This window comes from Bradyrhizobium sp. S3.12.5, assembly GCF_040548225.1.
Taxonomy (GTDB): Bacteria; Pseudomonadota; Alphaproteobacteria; order Rhizobiales; family Xanthobacteraceae; genus Bradyrhizobium; species Bradyrhizobium cytisi.
Map to the genome: position 1 here is coordinate 99,614 of NZ_JBEPRF010000026.1, position 18,983 is coordinate 118,596.

The window sequence follows — 18,983 nt, forward strand, 5'->3', positions numbered from 1 at the left end:
GCTCAGTCGGCCACGCCGGCTGCCTGCTGGGCCGAAAGATAGCGTTCAAGCACCTCGTGTTGCTTGAAAAAGCGCATGGCACGCAGATCGCGGATCGTTGTTTTTTGTGTCGCATCGCGAATCCGAGTGACCTCGCGGGCTTCTTCCAGGCGCCCGACACCGGCCAGATTGGCCGCCAACATACGATGGCCGGTGCCGTTGCTCGGATTGTGCCGAACCGACTTCCGTGCCCAGGCGATGCCCTCCTCGTATTGCCCGAGCGCGAAATAGGATGCGGTCAATCCTGTCATCCACAAATGCAGCATCCTGTCGTCGGGACTAAGCGCGAGCGACCGATGCAGGCATGCGAGGGCGTTGGCATAGTCGCCTCCCATGCTGTCGATCATCCCGAGCACGCCCCATGCGAAGGCCGAACTGGGGTTGAGCCTTACGGCTTCGCTGGCGTGAATACGTCCCTGATCGTTGGTGCCGGCCGGCCCAAAGAGCGCGAAGCCATAGACCGCGTGAGCGAAGGCGTCCTCAGCCTCCTGCTCGACGGCGCGACGGGCCAGACCGAGCGCCTCGGCCGCGGCATCTGGAGACGTGTTGGCGCCCAGCGGCGGGGCCATGACGAGCCCCCAGGCCAGCGCCGCCAGCGTCGCCGTTCGCTCCTGATCGAGGCCCAGAGACTGCCGAAGCAGCTCGATGGCCTTGATGACACCTTCACGGGTGCCGGTCCACAAATGGTGAAGTCCACGCAGATAGAGATCATAGGCCGATAGATCGGTTGGCGGCTTGCGGCGCGCGCGTTCGATTTCGGCGCTCCGAACGACGGGAGCGACGACCGCAGCAACGCTGCTGCTGACGTCGTCTTGCAGATCGAATATATCGACAAGCGGGCGATCATAGCGATTGGACCAGACTTGGGCTTCGCTGCCGGTATGCGTGAGCTCGGCCGACACGCGAATGCGGTTGCCCGCCTTGCGTATATGGCCGCTCAGGAGGTACTGGGCACCGAGTTGTTGCGCAATCTGCCGGCTGGTCATTCCCTTGTCCCGAAAGACAAAGCTCGATCCGGCCGCAATCACCACCAGTTCGCGAAAGCGCGATAGAGCGGTGATGATGTCTGCAGTGATGCCATCGGCAAAGTATTCCTGTTCGGTGTCACCGCCCATGTTCTGGAACGGAAGCACCGCTACGGAGGGCCTGTCGTTGCCAATCATGTACTCGGCTTGTTCTGCCGCGATTTCCCCCATTGCCGGGGCCGTCTTCTGCTCCTGGACTTTGCGCAGCTCTGCAGCGAGCGAGTTGGTCGCAACATCGGGCCCGGTGCCAAGCTCTTGCTTCAGCAGGGCTACGACGGCCTGGTAGTATTTGAGTGCTTCGGCGTTGCGGCCAGCCGCCGACAACGCGCGCATGATCAGGCGGTGCGCATCCTCGCGCAGGCTGTTGAGCGCATTGGCACGCTGGCCGGCGAGGAGGGCATGGCCGGCACGCTCCTGTGTCAGTTCAGACTCGCCGAGGGCGACCAGGGCGCCAACAGCGAGCTCCGACAGCCGCTCGCGTTCGCCGGCCAGCCAATCGCGCCAGCCTTCCTCGCTGACGCCGATGTCATCAACGAGAGGCCCACGATAGAGATCTGTCGCCGCACTCAGCGCCTCGCGGCTGTCCTTCGCGACCAGCTCCTCAAATCGCCGTACGTCGCAGATGACCACTGCGGCGTTCAACGAGATGAACTCGCCATCGCTCCTGAGAGCGCCCTGACCAAGAACCTGGCGGAGCTTGAACAGCGCCTGCCGCAGATTTTGCTTCGCCTGCGCGTCGAAGTGAGATCCCCACAGCAGGGTCGAGAGTCTCTCCCGGTATTGAGGCTGAGGTGCCGTGCAAGCCAGATAGGCCAGCAATCCCGCGAGCTTCTTGTTGGGCAAGCTGACCACGCCATTCGGCCCGGTCAGCTCGAAACGCCCCAGTAGCGAGAGAGTGAAGCTTGGGCCGGGCGCAGACGCAGTTTCAGTCATTCCGCCTCAAAATTGAGCAGGCATGCTCGCAGGTATACATCCTACACGAGTTGCCAACTTTGCGAACAATATTAACGCCGTAATGACGATTGAATAACGCCCGCGACGACGCCGACGCGTTCAGATCGCGTCGCGACGGGATGCCGGTTGGCCTGATCGACGCAGAGCAATTTCATCCGGCAAGCCGACATGCGCGCGCATCACCTCATCATCATCGTCGTCAGCCTGTTCGTGGTCCTCGCCGGGTTCGACGCAGCGTTGAGTTCTTTCGCGCGCCCGACACTCAGGGCCGCTTCGGAGCCGGCACCTCCCGTCGCACCGCTCCTTTTCGGAGGCGACTGATCGCACCCCGAATGTCGGAATCGCCATCAACCAGGAGGTCGCATTGACCGATATCGTGCAGCTGGAAAACAAGCCGTACTATTTTCGCGCACCCGACGAGGAGCTGCGAATAATCAGTACGTGGAGACTTAGACTGATCGCATTCTATGGCTCGCTCCTCGCGCTGCTAATTGCCTTCGCTGCGACGAGCCAGGCGCCCCGAGAGCCCCAAGCGGATCTCGTCTCCGATGATTTCGTCACCCATTACATTTTTAACCCGCCGCTGCCGTAAACGATCCGCATCGGGCAACGGGGCCGCGCGGACCAAGGGTCCCCCCGCGGTCGCTACGCAAGCCAGCGCAACCGTAAAGAGGGAAGCCGTGAAAAACGACGTTCATGCCGGGTCTGCAATTCGGGCCGGATCTCCAATGCCGCGTGACACAAACGCAAGCCGAGGCGGCGGGACGCGCCTGATGATTCTCGTTCTTCTGGGCTTCGGCGCTGTTCACGCGATGGCCGCGATCCTCATGCAGCGAACGTCACCCGAGCGAGGTGGCGCTCCCCTGGGCATCGATTTGCGGTGCGACTGACGGGCACGCGTGGCACATCCAACTCACCGATCTAAAAAGCAAGGCGGCAACATGACGGCAATCAAGCGCGCAATTTCCCACACGGTCCTCTCGGTCACCGGCGCCGGCCTGGCCAAACACGCCCTGCTGTTCTGTGCAGCTTGCGCGTTTGTGTTCGTGCTCTCTCTGACCGACGGCCTCGATTTGAGCCCTGGATTCTTCTGACCTTGGCCGGCGTCAACCGCTGTGGTGCACACCGCACAACACGGGCCGCTATAGCTGCGCATCCGGGGCGGCATCACGCCGATGCGCATGCAAATGAGGAGGCGATATGTACGTTGGCCGGATATTGTCCACACTTGGCGGACAAGGACCGATCCTTTTGGTGATCTCGCTTTGCGCAGGCCTGTTGATCTCGCCCTTCGCGCGCTTCGGCTACGGTCTTCTGCCTTTTTCAGCATTTCTTCTGACGCTTGGTTCGTTTCTCACGGCGGGTCTTGCTCCCTCCGAAGGCAGCGTTCGTCTGCCGCTGATAGGCCTGGTGCTCGGCTGGGTCGGCCTGGTGCTGCCTTTGGCTGCTGCGATGCTGCTGTCCTTTGTCCCGCTTGATCCTGCCCTGCGGGCCGGCGTTCTGCTTTCACTGCTGGCGCCGCCGGTCGGAAGCGCGGCCGCGATTGCTGGAATGCTCGGTTTGCGACCACGTCTCGCCCTGGTCGTCTCGATTGCGCTGACCCTGGTTACGCCGATCTCGATTCCGTGCTTCGCCACGATGCTCGGACTTGGCATTGCGTTCGACATGAGCGGGCTGGCGATCCGGCTATTCAGCATTATCGGCGCTGCCGGCTTGGTGGCCTTTTTAGCCATAAGGTTCCATCGTCATCTGAGTCTCGTTCTGCCGGATCAAAGCGCCGCCACCGGAATCGCCGTGATCGGGCTCATCATCGTGGGGCTTGCCACCTCGCAGGGCATAAGGGCGCAATGGACCAGCAACGCGCTGCGTTTCGACGTGATGCTCGCCGCGGCAGTCGTCCTCAATTTCGGCCTGTGCGGACTCGCTACGGTGACGTTCGCGAGACTGGGGCTGCAAACCGCCGGAACCATAGGCCTCGTGAGCGGAAACCGTAACGTTACTCTCGTGTGGGCGGCGGCCGGCTTCGGTCTGCCATCTCTCGCGGAGGGTTATGTCGCTGCATGCGTCATCCCGGTCCTCGCGCTTCCTCTCATCGTCAAGCTCTGTCTTGGACTACCTTCCTTCAGCCGTTTCATCCCGCAAAGCGAATGAAGAGCGCAAGGGCTGCGAGTTGCAATGCCTCACTGGCGCTTGCGACCGGAGGCATTGAGTGCCGCCACCGTAATCCCGCAACTCTCTCCATCGTCATTGCGAGGAGCCCTTGCGAAGAAACAATCCAGAATCTTCCCGCAGGGAGACTCTGAATTGCTTGTCTTCGCCGCTTCGCTCGCAATGACGGAGCGTGTGGCGCCGCCTATGTTCCAACTACGCAGCAGGGGATCGGCCATACGTCACGGCGCCAGCAAATGCCGCAGCGTTCGACGCGCCATGTTGAGCGGCTTAGGGCTGCGCTCGACCTTCGCTGAGAGCACCGCGCCTTCCCAAAGCGCCAGCACCGTACGCGCAAGCTCGGTGGCGGGCACGTCGGTTCGTACGCTGCCGTCGCGCTGCCCATCCGCCAGGCACTGGGAAAGTGCATCCGTCCACTGCCGCCACAGGCGCGACAAATCCTGGCGAAAGGCGTCGAGTTGCGCGAGTTCGGCCGTGAGATTTCCGATCAGGCAGCCATCCTCGCTATAGCCGAGGGCCGCGAGGTAGCGGTCAAGCCGCTCGAGCCCGGGAAGGCTGGCGTCCCGCAACAGGGCACGCGCTTTGGCGCGGTCCTCCCAGTAACGCGCCAGCGCCGCCAGGCCGAGGGCGTCCTTGCTTTCGAAATGACTGTAGAAAGAGCCCTTCGGCACACCGGCCGACGAGACGATCTCCTGAACACCGGTTGCATGATAGCCGCGGTGATGAAACGCCGCGAGGCCCGCGTCGAGGAGTGCTTCCTTATGATTAGGTTTTGGCATGGTCAGTTCAGGGTCCAATTCTCGGCGAAGGGCCGGATGACATGATCGAACGACCACGTGGAGGGGTGTTGATGCGCGATGTGGTAAACCTCGTCGGCAATCGCATCGGGATGCGCGAAATGGTCGCCCCGCTTATCCTGCCAATCCGGCAGCGGCAAGGTCTCCCTCCTCCACGGGGCATCGATCGCGGCATCGATGGTGATGTATCCAACATGCACGCGCTTCGGGCCCAAATCCTTTGCGAGGGACTGCGCGAGGATGCGCTGGGCGGCCTTCGTCGGCGCGAAGGCCGGGCGCAGCGGAATGCCCCGGAACGACGAGGTGTTTCCGGTGACCATGATGGCTCCCTCGCCGCGCTCAATCATCGCCGGCGCGAGTTTTTGTGCCAGGAAGAACAGCGACGTGGTGTTCACTTGAAAATTTCGCTCTAGATCCTCGACCGAGGCGTCGAGGATCTTGGCGAATGTTGCCGCGACGGCGTTATGGATGAGCACATGGGGTGGCCCGAGCTCGGTCTGCACGCGCTCGACAATTTCGCCGAGTCGGGTAAGGTCGGCGACGTCGCAAGGATAGCCGCGCGCACGAGGTATCTGCGTCTCGAGCTCCGCGAGCCGCTCGGCGTTGCGGGCGATCATCGCCACACGATATCCACCTTGTGCGAAGCGCCGCGAGAGCGCAGCGCCAGTTGCGCCGCCGACGCCTGCGATGAGAGCGATCCGATCAGCCATGCTTTCCTCCATGCGCCTCAAGCCGCTACCCTTGTCAGTGCGAAGGGCGGTGCGTCTCGATACTCGGCTGCAAGCTCAGCCAGGGCGGGGATTGCGGGAAGGGCCTCCAGGTCCGGATTCGTCCGGGCGAGGTATTCCACCGCTACGATGGCGGTGATCGCTGCGGCATCCAGCGGGCTCGCCCTGAGCGGTCCGCCGTCGCGCGCGGCCTCGTCGAGCGCGCGCAAGCCTCCCAAAATCTGCGCTTTCCAGCGGTTGGCCTCGGTCTCAGGGACCTCGCGTCCACGGAACGACAGGCTGGTGGCCTGTTCATAGACGCCGTAACCGATTGCCGCGAGCTTGAGCGTCGCCCGGCGCGCGCTTGACGCGGCGGGGATCAGCGGCGCCGAAGGCGTCAGTTCATTGAGGTAGTCGAGGATGGCCGTGCTGTCGATCAGGACCTCGCCATCGTCGAGCACGAGCGAAGGTACCTTCGCCACGGGATTATAGCGGCTCGCGGTCTCGAACTCCCGGTAGCCGTTCACAGGTTCATGGTCGAAGGGCAGCCCGCGGGAGATCAGGGCCGCTGCGACCCGCCTCGCGTAGGGCGACAGATAGGTGCCAATCAGCTTCATGCAAACTCTCCTCGCACTTCGGAGGCTAAGACGACCGGTCGTATTCACTATACGACCGGTCGTCTATAAGGTCAAGCGCGCCGGTCCAGTGCAGGGTGGACCAGTGCCCACACGATTGTTGCGGCACCTGCGGCAAGGCGCTCGCGTGGGGGGTGACAACGTCGCGCTGGCGACTGCGCAGCGGGTCGCGCTTGTGGAATTACGATTGACCCGCAAAGCGAGATTTTGGCTGGCGCAGCAGACCCGCGCAGTGATAGGGCTGCTATCGGTTACTGAGCGCGTCACGCATAGGCCGTCGATCCGTCTGGCCGGCGCGGCACCTTGCGCTCCCAATGAACGTAATCCTCTTTGCCGAGCACCTCCATGTCCATCTCGACGCCCCAACCCGGCCGGTCGGGCCGCAGCTCGAGATAGCCGTTCTTCGGCAGGTAGGGGTCCTTCACGTACCAGGCACCCTGCGAGCGGTCCGGCGTGACGTTGGGGTCGCTGCTGCCGTCGCCGAAGGCGTAAGCCGCACCCTGCGGCAGTCGGTATTCGAGAATTCGGAAGTTCGGCTGCGCAGCGGAGAAATGCAAATTGACGGCGGTGGCGAGCGGTCCCATCGGATTGTGTGGGGCGACCGTCACGTAGTGCGCCTCGGCGAGGGTGGCGATCCGGCGCATTTCCGAAATCCCGCCAACCACGCAAATGTCGGGCTGGATGATGTCGCAGCCCTTGACCGATAACAGCCGCAGGAATTCGAAGCGGTTGTAAAGGGACTCACCCGTCGCAAGCGTGCAGGTGAGACCCCGTTTTAGGTCGCTCCAGGCCTCGATGTTCTCAGGCCGGATCGGCTCTTCGAAGAACAGTGGATCGTAGGGCGCGAGCGCATTGCCTAGCTGGATCGCCTGTCCGACCTCGAAGATCTTGGCGTGGGCGTCGAAGGCGATCTCGTAGTCGGTGCGCACCGTCTCGCGCAGCTTGCGGAAATACTCCGCGCTGGTACGTACGACCTCGCCCCAGCGTTGCGCATGCATGTCGATCCGGTAGGGGCTGAGCTTGAAGGCCGTCAGGCCCCATTCAGCGTTGAGCCTGTCGAATTCGTCGCGGGCAATCGCTGCGTCCGGCGCGGTATAGACACCGGCGTAAATGCGGACGCGGTCGCGCACGTTGCCGCCCAGCAGCCGGTAGACCGGCACGTTGAGCGCCTTGGCCGAGATGTCCCAGAGGCAATGATCGATCGCGGAAATCGCCGCAAGGCCCAGCGCGCCGGGCGGAAAGCGGCATTGCTGCAACAGATACTGGATCAGATATTCGATCCGCCGCGGATCTTCGCCGCGGATGAAAGTGAACAGATACTCGAGCAGCGGTTCCAGCGCCTTGTCGGGCCCGTGATTGTAGCACTCGCCCCAGCCGGTCAGCCCGTCGTCGGTATCGATGGCAATGATCAGGCGAGGGCGGTCCTTGTCGCGTGACATAAAGGCCCGCAGGCGGTCGATCTTCACGGGTTATCTCCATCCATTTGCTTGTTGTCGCGCCCGAAAACGGACGCCGGAATTGTCTCAGGCCGCCGTGTAGCGGTGCCGCCGGTGGATGCTGCGCGCCCGCGGGTCCGGTCGTGGAATGGCTGACAGCAGCGCCTGCGTATAGGCGTGGGTCGGGGAGTTGCAGACCTGCTCGGCGGAGCCGGTTTCCACCACCCGACCGCGATACATCACCGCCACGCGATCGCACATGTAGCGGATCACGCCGATGTCGTGGCTGATGAAGACGTAGGACAGTCCGAGCTTGTCCTGCAGGCCCATCATCAGGTCGAGCATCTGCGACCGCAACGAGACGTCGAGCGCGGACGTCGCCTCATCGGCGACGATGATGCGCGGATTGAGGGCGATCGCGCGGGCAATGCCGATGCGCTGGCGCTGGCCGCCGGAAAAAGCGTGCGGGTAGCGCTCGCGCCAGGATGGCTCCAGACCGACCTGCTGCAGCAGATCGGCCACACGGTCGTCGAGCTCCTTGCCGGCTGCGATCCTGTTGACGAGCAGCGGCTCGCCGACAATCTGGGCCACAGTCATGCGCGGATTGAGCGAGCCGACAGGATCCTGGAAGATCATGCGAATCTCGCGCCGGCAGGCCTTCAGCGTCTCCTTGTCCGCCTTGACGAGATCGAGGGTACTGCCGTCCGGCCGGCGATAATCGATTGCGCCGGCGCTGGGATCGTAGATCCGCAGCAGGCAACGTCCCATCGTCGTTTTGCCCGATCCGGACTCACCAACAATGCCCAGCGTCTCGCCCGGCTTCACGGTCAGCGAGACATCGTCGACGGCCTTAAGCGCGTTTTTTCCCGAGCCGAACTGCATGCTGAGATTGCGGACCTGCAGCACCGGCAGCGTCTCGTCGGCGATCGGGGAGCGACGCAACCGGATCTCCGCCTTCTGCTCCAGCTTCAGCACTGAGCCGATCAGCATCCGCGTATAATCGTTCTGCGGTGAATGGAAGATGGCGTCCACCGTGCCGCTCTCCATCACCTTACCGCGATGCATCACCAGCACGTCATCGGCGATCTCGGCGACGACACCCATGTCGTGGGTGATGAACATCACGGCCATGCCGTGCTGCTGCTGCAGCCGGCGGATCAGGTCGAGGATCTCCGCCTGAGTGGTGACGTCAAGCGCGGTGGTTGGCTCGTCGGCGATCAGGAGGGAAGGGTTACAGGCCAGCGCCATCGCTATCATCACGCGCTGGCGCATGCCACCGGAGAATTCGAAAGTGTAGCGGTCGATGGCCCGCTCGGCATCGGGGATCTCGACCTGCTTGAGCAGCTCGATGCAGCGCGCGCGGGCCTGCTTCTTTCCCATGTCGAGATGCAGCCGCAACACCTCCATCATCTGGTCGCCGACGGTGTGGACCGGCGATAGCGACGACATCGGTTCCTGGAAGATCATCGCGATCTCGCGGCCGCGTACCGCACGGATCTCCCGTCCGCGCGGATTGAACTTGGCGAGATCCACCGACGTTCCGTCGGCTCGATGCAGCATCATCGCGCCGGACACGATGCGCCCTGGCGCGTCCACAATCTGCAGGATCGAACGGGCGGTCACGCTTTTGCCCGAGCCGCTTTCGCCGACGATGCAGAGCGTCTTGCCACGCTCGAGCGTGAGCGACACGCCATCGACGGCCTTGACGATGCCGTTTCGTACCGGGAAGTGCGTTACGAGGTCCTTCACCTCGAGAATGAGCGAAGGGGGTGTGGCCGAGCGCGCGCCAGCATGGGTTGCGAGATCGATCAGGCTCATTTGTTGTACGGATCTGCGGCGTCGCGCAGCCCGTCTCCCAGGAAATTGAGGGCGATCACGGCGATCACCACTGCGGCGCCGGGTGCAAACAGCCATGGCGCGGTTGCGATCGATCGGATGTTCTGGGCTTCGCGCAGCAGCACGCCCCAGGAAATGGTCGGTGGCTGCAGGCCGAGGCCGAGGAAGCTGAGCGACGTTTCCGCAAGGATCATAGCCGGAATCGCCAGCGAGATCGACGCGATGATGTGGCTGGTGAAGCTCGGCAGCATGTGACGGAAGATCACCCGCCATTCGGATGCGCCGTCGAGCCGTGCCGCGGTGACGAACTCCTCGGTGCGCAGGCTAAGGAAGCGGCCGCGTACGACGCGCGCGAGTTGGGCCCAGGCGGTGAGGGAGAGGATCAGCGTGATCATAAAGTAGTTGAGCGTCGCTGGCCAATCGTGCGGCAGAGCCGCCGACAGCGCGAGCCAGATCGGAATGCTGGGCAGCGACAGCACGAAATCGATCAGCCGCTGAACCGCGAAATCGATCCGTCCGCCATAATAGCCGGAAAGGCCGCCGAGCACGATGCCGATGGTCAGCGACAGCAGCACGCCGGCGAGACCGACCGACAGCGAGATCTGAGCGCCCTGTATGATGCGGCTGTAGACGCAGCGGCCGAGCCGGTCGGCGCCGAGCAGGAACAGCGGCTGGTTCTTGTTGTCGGTGGCGATCAGGTGCGTCGTGGTGTCGAACAGGCCGAACAGCTTGTAGGCGTAGCCGGTGCCAAAGAACCGGATGTAGCTCTTGCGCGTCTCGTCCTCGCGATAGACCGCCTGCAGCGTCTGCGGGTCACGCTTGAGCGCATAGGGATGGATGTAGGGCCGGACCGACCAGCTGCCGTCGGCCGCGAGGTCGATCAAATGTACGCCCTGGGGCGGATGATAGGCGGCGCGCGCATTCTGCTGCGATGGATCGTTGACAGCGAAGAAGCCGGGCGCTGCGGCTACGATGTAGAAGAATGCCGTGACGACGAGCCCGGCCATGGCGAGACGGTGGCGCTTGAATGCCCACCACACCAGTTGCCACTGCGATGCTACCGCGAGCTGGCGGCTGTCGACGTGTGAAATGGCGATATCGGTCATGATTCTGATCCCGGCCTATTCCAGCCTGATGCGCGGGTCGACGAGGGCGAGCAGGATGTCGCTTATGAGCGAGCCGATCAGCGTCAGTGCGCAGATCAGGAGCACGAAGGCGCCGGCCAGATACATGTCCTGGCTCATCAGTGACTGCAGCAGAAGCGGTCCCGCCGTCGGCAGGCTGAGCACGATGGCCACGATGATCGAGCCGGAGACGAGGTTCGGAAGCAACCAGGAGATCGTCGAAATGAAGGGATTGAGCGCCAGCCGCAGCGGGTATTTCACCAGGAGATGGAATTCCGACAGGCCTTTTGCGCGTGCGGTGGTGACATAGGGCTTGTTGAGCTCGTCGAGCATGTTCGCGCGCATGACGCGGATCAGGCTGGCGGTGCCGGAGGCCGCGAGGATGATGACTGGAATCCAGAGATGGTGCAGCAGGTCGAGGACCTTGCCGAAGCTCCAGGGCGCGTTGACATAAGCCTCTGAGAAAAGTCCGCCGACCTCCTGGCCGAATTCGACGGCGGCGATGTACATCAGCACCAGCGCGAGCAGGAAGCTTGGGATCGCGAGCCCGAGGAAACTGAGGAAAGTGACGACGTAGTCGCCGACCGAATATTTCTTGACCGCCGAGTAGACGCCGACCGGCAGCGCGATGCCCCAGGTCGCGAGCAGGGTCGAAAACGTCAGCACCAGCGTGAGCGCCATCCGTTCCCAGATCAGGTTGCTGACCGGCTGTTGCCATTCGAAGCTGAGGCCGAAATCGCCGTGCAGCAGAATGCCGCTGATCCATTTCAGATACTGGATGATCATCGGCTGATCGAGCCCGAAGCGGGCGCGAAGGTCGGCGGCGGTGTTCTGGTCGACGACCTCGTTCGACGCGGCCAGCGTCGCGATAAAGGTCGTGACGTAGTCGCCGGGCGGTAGCTGGATGAGAACGAACGCGAGGAAACTCACCACGATGAGCGAGGGCACCATCCAGAGAAGGCGCTTGGCGATGAAGCGGAGCATGGTCCTGCCTGTTCAGGGAAATAGAATCCGGTCGCACCGCGCGGCGCGGCCGGGCTCAAGGCCGATCACGTCGAGAAGAAGAATTGCTGCGGCAGGGCCGGGCCTGGATTGGGCCACGACCACGAGTTCGGATATTTCGCTGGCACGTTCGCCAGGTTGGTCTTGCAGATGCCAAAGGCGTTCACCGCCAGGCAAATGCCGATGGTCTCGAAAGCGTCGGCCGTGAGATCGAACAGCTGCTTCATGATTTCGCCGCGCTTTTGCAGGTCGGCCGTGGCACGAGCCTGATCGAACAGCTTCATGCGCTGCTTCTGGCTCTCAGGCGGCTCCTGGCCATCCTTGCCGCCGGAGACGTACCATTGCGCCCACGGCACGGCGTAGCGCGAGCCCTGTGTGTGCTGTGCGAAGAAGTCACGCGGATCGAGCATCGGATCGAGGCCGCCCGGGCCGGGCCATACCGCCGCATCGTGGTCGTTGTTGTCGCCGCGCGTGTAGTAGAGCGCGCGCTCGATGGTGTTGACCTTGATGTCGATGCCGATATCGGCCCAGTGCCGCTTCACCAACTCGAGCGCATCGACCTCGTCCGGGTAGAGCGTCGGGATTACGTCGATGGCGAAGAAGATCTTCTGTCCGTCCGGACGTAGCCGGAAGCCGTTGGCATCCTTCTTGGCATAGCCGAGCTTGTCGAGGATGGCATTGGCCTGGGCCTGATCGAACTCGCTGAACTGCGTCGCTAGCGCGGCATGATACCAGGGATGCCCCGGCCGCGGCCCGGCCTGATAGGGCTGCGATTGTCCGAGATAGACCAGCTCGATGATCTCGCTGCGGTTCATGCCGAGCGACAACGCCTTGCGAAATTCCTTGTTGGCGAACATTTCCCGCATCTTCGGATCCTTGTGCGTGAGGTTCAGGTAGATCTGAACCTGCTGGGATCCGGAATTGATCAGTTCGATCAGGCGATAGCCGCCCTTCTGCATGTTCTGCGACAGCGTAGGTTTGTTTTGCAGCGTGTCGATATGGCGTTCCTGGATGTCGAGACGGCCAGAGATCACATCGAGCATCAGCGACTCGACGTCCTGCGAGATGTTGAAGTTGAGCCTGTCGATATAGGGAAGCTGGTTGCCGGCGGTGTCGACCTGCCAGAAGTAGGGGTTGCGCTCCATCACCACGCGCGTCGCGCCGCCGGTGTAGGGTTCCTTGATGACCCATGGATCGAGCGTCGGTTTGTCGGCGTTGCCCCAACGCGTGGGAATTTCGATGTCGCCGCACTTGCTCCGGAACAGCGTGCCCCAGTCGGAGAGGTTCGCGGCCTTGACGAGATCGGCCACCGCCGGATTGTACTTCGGGTGGAACTGGCTGCAGTAGTGCTTCGCGAACAGCGTGGGATGCTGTCCGAGCGGCGTTGCCATCTGCTCCAGGAACAGCGCGTAGGGACCAGCGAAGGTGAACTTCACAGTAGTGTCGTCGATCTTGGTGACGGTGCCGGCCTTGCCACCGATCACGATCGGGGTCGGCGGCGATTTATAGAGCTCGGTGTTCTTGGCGCAGTCCTCGATGGCGAAGACGATATCGTCTGCCGTGAACGGATGACCATCCGACCACTTCATGCCCTGACGGAGATGGAAGGTGAATTCGGTGGAATCGGCGTTGACCTCCCATTTTTCGGCAACATTCGGCAGCACCTCGGTGAAGGCGAGATTCCAGCGCACCAGGCCCTGATTGCCGACCATGCGCAGGATACCGTTGTGGTCTGCCGAGCCGCGCAGGCCGCGCCGCAGCGCGCCGCCATAGCGGCCGACCTTCTCGACGGTGACGACCATTGGGTTGGCCGGGATGCGGTCCGCCAGCGGTGCCAGCTTGCCGTCCACCACGAGCTTGGCAAGCGCCGGCGCTTCCCTGGCGCCCTCGGCGCGCGCCGCATAAGGCAGTGCGGAAATCGCGGTCGCGCCGGCAAATCCCTTCAGCACGGAGCGGCGGTCTAGTCGGCGGCAGTGGGGCGTCCTCTGCTGGATGTCCTCGCTCATGGTTCCTCCCGGTCGAGATGTGTGTTGCGGCCATTCGGCCTTGTGGTTCTTGATGGCGCCGTCGTGTAGTTCGCCACTGTCATGGTGATAGTCGTAATGTCATCATGTCACCGTGATCCCTACGCTGGCCCAAAAAACGTTTCGCCGGGATGCAGCACGCGCAGCGGATGGGGCGCCGCGGCCGGGTGCGACGCGAGCTTGACGAGGGTTTCGTCAAATCGGAAAGCGGCGTTGCGAATGCGGTTCGAATAAGGGACCAGCGGATAGGCGCCGGCTTTGGGCCAGACCAGCGGCTCAAAGCGGCCGGTGGCCATGGGAACGAGGACATCGATGCGACGGTTGCCAGGCGCCTCGCGCCAAAGCGATGCCAACCGTCCGCCCTCAGGCAGCCGCACCACCGCCCGCATCGCTCGCGCGGCCAGCTTGCAATCGGATGCACGCACGTCCGGCTCGTCGAACGCCGAGGCCCGCGCCGTCTGCGCTGTCTCCTTGCGCATACATTCCATCCCTGTGGCCGGACTCTTGCCGGCTTATTGACATGGGGTGGATTTGATATATCAAATTTCACGGCTGTCCATAAAGCGTTTGGCCAATATCCAAAAAAATTTGGGCGCATGAACCTGCGTCCAGGGAGAGCAGCGTGCCGCCAAGGCTTCAGCCGGTCGATCCGGTTTATCTGAAAGGGCTGCGTGCGCATGTCCGCGAGGAGCTGCGTCGCGCCATCATCGCGGGCGAGCTGCCGTCCGGCGCGGTGCTCAACGAACGGCAGATGGCGGAACAGCTCGGCGTCAGCACCACGCCGCTGAAGGAGGCGTTGCGCCAGCTCGAATCCGAAGGCCTGGTCGTGGCGGAGCCGCGCCGCGGCATCCGCGTGACCTTCGATGCCGAGCAGGCCGAGGAAATGGCGCTGGCCCGTGCCGCGCTCGAGAGCATGATCGCCCGCATGGCGGCGTCGCGCATCGACGATGAAGGGGTCGCGCGACTGGCCGCCATCGTGAGCAAAATGGCCGAGGCGACCGCGGCGAGCGCGACCGACGATCTGATCAAGCTCAACGAGTTGTTTCACGATGCCATCCACGAGATCTCGCGTTGCAGTTATCTGCAGCGCATTCTGGTCGGGCAGCGCGTCTACGTGCATACCGCACGTCAGTTCATCCTAAGCGACGCGGAGGAACGAGGCCGCGCCCTCCGCGAGCATTGCACCATCTACGAAGCGCTGGCCCGCCGTGACAGTGACGCCGCCGAGCGGGAAATGCGCGATCACGTGGTCCGTTCGGCACGGCAGCACGTCAAGGCCGCGTTCGAAAACCGTGGGCAACCGCAAACTGCTCCCCAAGCTGTCCGTGCTACGAAGGAGCACAACTCTTGAGGTTGAAAAAAGTAAGAGCTGCGCTCGAGGGCATTTCGGGCGTGCATGTTACGCCCTACGCCACGAGCGGCGACGTCGACCGGCCGTTGCTCAGCCGCATCGTCGATAGAATCGCGGGCGCGGGCATCCACAACATCGTATCCGCCGGCAACACCGGTGAGTTCTACGCCTTGGCAGCCGACGAAGTCCGCGCCGTGCATGATGGCGCCATCGAAGCCAATGCGGGCCGCTCGCTGCTGACCGCCGGCGTCGGGCGCTCGCTGAAGGAGGCGATCGAGCTCGGCCGGCGGGCGAGAGACAAGGGCGCCGACGCCTTGATGGCGCATCAGCCGCTCGATCCGTTCGCAGCACCACAGGCGCAGGCAGCCTACTTCAAGGCGATCGCGGATGCGGTGGATTTGCCGCTCATTGCCTATGTCCGCTCGGACGCGATGAGCCTCGGCGACATCTTGAGTGTTGCCAACCACCCGAACGTCGCCGGCGTGAAATTCGCCACCACGAACCTGATGCTGCTGTCCGAGTGCATCCGCTCCAGCACCGGAGCGACCGCATTGTGGGTGTGCGGTCTTGCCGAGGGCTGGGCGCCCGCCTTCTACGCGGCGGGGGCAAGGGGGTTCACTTCGGGCCTCGTCAACATCGATCCCGCCCGTTCACTGGCCATTCATGCCGCGCTCGAGGCTGGCCGGTTCGACCGGCTTCGCGAACTGGTCGATACCATCGCCAAGTTCGAGGCGATGCGGACGCGTTTCGGCAACGGCGCCAACGTCACGGTGGTCAAGGAGGCGCTGCGGCTGATCGGATTTCCGGTCGGTCCCGTGCGGCTGCCCGGCCTGCCGCGACTCGACCACAGCGACCGCGCAATCCTCGCCGAAGTGTTGCGAGCGTGGGGTGTGCTGGCTCCCGACGCCGAGGCAGAATAGCTCTAGCCATCTCGGCTGGGCCCCTGAGCCGTCCCAGCTCAGGCTGCGCTTTTCGGTACCGGTGTGTTGAGCAGCTGCTGCTCCCACAGGAACGCGATGCCACTGCCGCCGGCGTGCTGCAGGATCACCTCGGTCAGCTTGGCGGCTTGGTCGGCCCTGGCCCAGTCGCGCTGCCATTCGGCCGCCACTGCCAACCAGGTCATCATGTTGGCGCCGGCGGTGATCATGCGCTGAATGGCGATCTCGTGGGCTTCGACCGAAACGGCACCGGACGCATCTGTCACCACAGTGACGTCCCAGCCTTCGCCGAGAGCCTGGATCGTCGGCATCGCGACGCATATCTCGGTCCACAGACCGGCGATGATCAGCTGCTTGCGGCCCGTGGCCTTGACCGCATCCACGACCTTCTTATCCTGCCAGGTGTTGATGAAGGTCCGGTCGATCACCTCCTGTCCGGGGAACACTTCGGTGATCTGAGGGAAGAGGAGGCCACCTCGCTCGGCAATCACGCTCGTCAGGATCGTGGGAACACCGAAGGCCTTTGCTGCCTTCGCAAGAGCTGCCGTGTTGTTGATCACCATCTGCGGTTCATGGCTGTTCACGTTCGCAAGCTGGTAGGGTTGGTGGTCGATCAGAACGAGCACTGAGTCTTCGGGACGAAGAAGCGAAGCAAGGCCGTTACGAAGTTTCATCATGACATCCTTTGTTGCCGTTGAATGCGGCATCGGTTTTGGGGAGACGCTCGCCACAGGCGGCGGCGTCACCTGGAGGGCGTATTGCCGTTCCCGTGTTCGATGCGGTAGTACCGTTCGGTGGCAAGCTGTGTCGCGAAAGCAGGAACACCGAAGTGGACGTCGAAGAGCTCAGGACATTCGTGGAAGTTGCTGATGCCGGCGGAGTTTCGCCTGCTGCGCTCCGGCTCGGCGTCTCCAAGTCGATCGTCAGTCGAAGGCTGTTGCGGCTTGAATCGGAACTTGGTGTCCAGCTTCTTGCACGAACCACGCGCGGCGCCGCTCTAACGGAAGCTGGGGCGACGTTCCGAGACTATGCTGCGAGGGTTTGCACCGAAATCGACCTGGCCAAGGAAACGATCCTGCCTGCCGGCGAGCTTCGCGGACGCTTGCGAGTTGCTGTGCCGCTGTCCTTCGGCTCGAACTACTTCGCGCCCGTGATGGCGGAAATGGCGCGACGACACCCGAAGCTCCAGATCCAAACCTGCTACAGTGACCAATTCGTTGATCTCATCGCAGAAGGTTATGACTGCGCGATCCGGATTGGCTATCTTCAAGACTCAAATTTGATCGCCAGGCGTGTCGGACCGATCTACGGCAAGTTCGTTGCGAGTCCCGGCTACATCAAAGAGCACGGGTCGCCCGAGACACCCGAGGAACTCATCGCCCATCAAGCTCTCATGCAGGGCACCGAAGCCTGGCAGCTCATGGATGGCGACAAGATCATCACGGTTCGTCCGCAGGGTCGCTTCAAGGCCGACAACGGCACAGCTCTGGTGGCCGCCGCAACTGCAGGACTCGGGATTGCCTACCTCCCCGATTTCCTCACTGATGAATTGCTGGCATCGGGGCGGCTTGTTTCAGTCATGACCCGTCATCCACCACCTCCGGCGGGTGCCTATGTCATCCGCCCGCCAGGCCAGCATCCCGCGCGGAAGATCCGAGTCCTCACAGAATTGCTGATCGAGCATTGCGCTCCGGTCAAGTGATCGATTGGCTGGTGGGCCCGGCAGGACTCGAACCTGCAACCAGACAGCGCTCGCAATGACGGAGTGCGTGGCGCCACCTCGCGCAACTCTTTCCACCGTCATTGCGAGGAGCCCTTGCGACGAAGCAATCCAGGATCTTCCCGCGGAGGGACTCTGGATTGCTTCGCTGCGCTCGCAATGACGAAGTGCGAGGCGCCACCTCGCGCAACTCTCTCCACCGTCATTGCGAGGAGCCCTTGCGACGAAGCAATCCAGAGTCTTCCCGCGGAGGGACTCCGGATTGCTTCGCTGTGCTCGCAATGACGGGGTCCGAAAGCGAGAGGCAATCCGCGATGTCACCGCACCCCAGTGCCTTTGCAGCGCTGGCACTTCACCACCTTGTCGCCCTTCTTGAGCAGGCCTTTGCCCTCACAATTCTTGCATTTCTGCTTCTTCTTGATGTTCGGGCCTTTTTCACTGACCATGAAAATCTCCTGCCGCGAGAGAGCGGTTAACTGGGGTTTTGTAGGGGGTGGGCGAGGGCGATAATCCAGACGGACCCGATTGCGCTGCCGTTTTCATTCGATATCCATCCCTGGGGCTCTTTTTTGAAGGCATGGGAGCTACAGATACCCGTAATGTCTTGCCGATCTACTCCGATGGCGCGCGAGCTGCAACGAGGAGCCGCTGCGGGACCGTACATTCACGGCTTCATCAAGAAGACCCGGAAGACGCCGCCCGATGATTTGGCGCTGGCGCACCGCAGAAACCGTGAATTCGAAGGAGACCGACATGGTCAAGAAAGACGTGACGAAAAGGAAGAAAGCAGTCCGTTCCATCGCCAGGCTCACCACGCTCGATGATTTCCTCGGCGAAGAAGGCAATCGAGAGGAGTTCGAAGCCATCGTCGTCAAAGAGGTCCTTGCGTGGCAGATCGAGCAGGCAATGAAGGAGAACAACATATCCCGCAAACAATCTGGCCCAGAGCATGAAGACCTCGCGCAGTCAGATCGGGCGCCTGCTCGACCCGAAGGACGGCAACGTCACGCTGACAACGCTTCAGCGCGCCGCGCGCATGGTGGGGCGGTCATTGCGGCTGGAGCTGGCTTGAGAAGTGTGACGGCGACAGGTGCGCTCAATGAGCTTTCGAACACCGGCATTTCGTGCAGCGTCACCGTGTGCGCCCTGTAGGCGCGTGTCTCTAGTGGAGGAAGATTCCACCCGGATAATTGTCGATTGATCTGGTAGCTGACGAGCGACTTGGC

At 62.7% G+C, this 18,983-nt stretch carries 19 protein-coding genes; 7 read left to right on the forward strand and 12 right to left on the reverse strand.

From position 1 onward, the window contains the following. Positions 1-2: 2 nt before the first annotated feature. The gene (locus ABIC09_RS30845; protein ID WP_354084990.1) at positions 3-1,997 is read right to left on the reverse strand and encodes a BTAD domain-containing putative transcriptional regulator; all 1,995 of its coding nucleotides are present in this window, start codon (positions 1,995-1,997) and stop codon (positions 3-5) included. Positions 1,998-2,382: 385 nt separating this feature from the next. Between ABIC09_RS30845 and ABIC09_RS30850 the strand changes: the two genes are divergently transcribed. From ABIC09_RS30850 to ABIC09_RS30860, 3 genes are all read left to right on the forward strand, one after another. Further along, positions 2,383-2,610 (forward strand): hypothetical protein, encoded by a 228-nt coding sequence (locus ABIC09_RS30850; RefSeq protein WP_354084989.1) that lies wholly within the window; start codon positions 2,383-2,385, stop codon positions 2,608-2,610. Positions 2,611-2,959: 349 nt separating this feature from the next. Then, on the forward strand, positions 2,960-3,112 hold the full coding sequence (locus ABIC09_RS30855; RefSeq protein WP_354084988.1) for a hypothetical protein: 153 nt from the start codon (positions 2,960-2,962) through the stop codon (positions 3,110-3,112). Between the two features lie 106 nt (positions 3,113-3,218). After that, the gene (locus tag ABIC09_RS30860; RefSeq protein WP_148753358.1) at positions 3,219-4,169 is read left to right on the forward strand and encodes a hypothetical protein; all 951 of its coding nucleotides are present in this window, start codon (positions 3,219-3,221) and stop codon (positions 4,167-4,169) included. A gap of 239 nt (positions 4,170-4,408) precedes the next feature. Here the strand turns inward: ABIC09_RS30860 and ABIC09_RS30865 are convergent, their stop codons facing one another. From ABIC09_RS30865 to ABIC09_RS30905, 9 genes are all read right to left on the reverse strand, one after another. Continuing rightward, positions 4,409-4,984 (reverse strand): TetR/AcrR family transcriptional regulator, encoded by a 576-nt coding sequence (locus ABIC09_RS30865; RefSeq protein WP_354084987.1) that lies wholly within the window; start codon positions 4,982-4,984, stop codon positions 4,409-4,411. After that, the gene (locus tag ABIC09_RS30870; protein WP_354111622.1) at positions 4,969-5,706 is read right to left on the reverse strand and encodes an SDR family NAD(P)-dependent oxidoreductase; all 738 of its coding nucleotides are present in this window, start codon (positions 5,704-5,706) and stop codon (positions 4,969-4,971) included. Before ABIC09_RS30870 ends, ABIC09_RS30865 begins: the two co-directional genes overlap by 16 nt. Before the next feature lie 5 nt (positions 5,707-5,711). After that, on the reverse strand, positions 5,712-6,308 hold the full coding sequence (locus ABIC09_RS30875; RefSeq protein WP_354034722.1) for a glutathione S-transferase N-terminal domain-containing protein: 597 nt from the start codon (positions 6,306-6,308) through the stop codon (positions 5,712-5,714). Between the two features lie 281 nt (positions 6,309-6,589). After that, positions 6,590-7,792 carry a mandelate racemase/muconate lactonizing enzyme family protein gene (locus ABIC09_RS30880; RefSeq protein ID WP_354111623.1) on the reverse strand — a complete coding sequence of 401 codons (1,203 nt, stop codon included), beginning with the start codon at positions 7,790-7,792 and terminating at the stop codon, positions 6,590-6,592. 57 nt (positions 7,793-7,849) lie between these two features. Then, positions 7,850-9,580, reverse strand: a complete 1,731-nt coding sequence (locus ABIC09_RS30885; protein WP_354111624.1) for an ABC transporter ATP-binding protein — start codon at positions 9,578-9,580, stop codon at positions 7,850-7,852. Further along, a complete protein-coding gene (locus ABIC09_RS30890; RefSeq protein WP_354111625.1) occupies positions 9,577-10,704 on the reverse strand; it encodes an ABC transporter permease in 1,128 nt (375 codons plus the stop codon). Before ABIC09_RS30890 ends, ABIC09_RS30885 begins: the two co-directional genes overlap by 4 nt. Positions 10,705-10,719: 15 nt before the next feature. Further along, entirely contained in the window at positions 10,720-11,706 is a 987-nt protein-coding gene (locus ABIC09_RS30895; RefSeq protein WP_354034718.1) for an ABC transporter permease, read from the reverse strand. A 65-nt stretch (positions 11,707-11,771) separates the two neighbouring features. Then, the gene (locus ABIC09_RS30900) at positions 11,772-13,730 is read right to left on the reverse strand and encodes an ABC transporter substrate-binding protein (protein ID WP_354111626.1); all 1,959 of its coding nucleotides are present in this window, start codon (positions 13,728-13,730) and stop codon (positions 11,772-11,774) included. Positions 13,731-13,849: 119 nt separating this feature from the next. After that, on the reverse strand, positions 13,850-14,227 hold the full coding sequence (locus tag ABIC09_RS30905; protein ID WP_354111627.1) for an aldose epimerase family protein: 378 nt from the start codon (positions 14,225-14,227) through the stop codon (positions 13,850-13,852). 143 nt (positions 14,228-14,370) lie between these two features. On the opposite strand from ABIC09_RS30905, the gene ABIC09_RS30910 reads away from it, so the two are divergent. Beyond that, positions 14,371-15,099: a GntR family transcriptional regulator gene (locus tag ABIC09_RS30910; protein WP_354111628.1), complete on the forward strand. Its 729-nt coding sequence runs from the start codon at positions 14,371-14,373 to the stop codon at positions 15,097-15,099. Continuing rightward, positions 15,096-16,019, forward strand: a complete 924-nt coding sequence (locus ABIC09_RS30915; RefSeq protein ID WP_354111629.1) for a dihydrodipicolinate synthase family protein — start codon at positions 15,096-15,098, stop codon at positions 16,017-16,019. The genes ABIC09_RS30910 and ABIC09_RS30915 overlap by 4 nt, the downstream gene beginning before the upstream one ends. A gap of 38 nt (positions 16,020-16,057) precedes the next feature. On the opposite strand, the gene ABIC09_RS30920 is transcribed toward ABIC09_RS30915, so the two are convergent. Then, positions 16,058-16,711 (reverse strand): hydrolase, encoded by a 654-nt coding sequence (locus ABIC09_RS30920; RefSeq protein ID WP_187435092.1) that lies wholly within the window; start codon positions 16,709-16,711, stop codon positions 16,058-16,060. Positions 16,712-16,866: 155 nt separating this feature from the next. Between ABIC09_RS30920 and ABIC09_RS30925 the strand changes: the two genes are divergently transcribed. Beyond that, positions 16,867-17,739 carry a LysR family transcriptional regulator gene (locus ABIC09_RS30925; protein ID WP_354111630.1) on the forward strand — a complete coding sequence of 291 codons (873 nt, stop codon included), beginning with the start codon at positions 16,867-16,869 and terminating at the stop codon, positions 17,737-17,739. 335 nt (positions 17,740-18,074) lie between these two features. Here ABIC09_RS30925 and ABIC09_RS30930 read toward each other — a convergent pair whose 3' ends face one another. Continuing rightward, positions 18,075-18,203: a hypothetical protein gene (locus ABIC09_RS30930; protein WP_256374932.1), complete on the reverse strand. Its 129-nt coding sequence runs from the start codon at positions 18,201-18,203 to the stop codon at positions 18,075-18,077. A 307-nt stretch (positions 18,204-18,510) separates the two neighbouring features. Here ABIC09_RS30930 and ABIC09_RS30935 point away from each other — a divergent pair, with 307 nt between their 5' ends. Next, entirely contained in the window at positions 18,511-18,909 is a 399-nt protein-coding gene (locus ABIC09_RS30935; protein WP_354111631.1) for a hypothetical protein, read from the forward strand. Positions 18,910-18,983 lie beyond the last annotated feature (74 nt).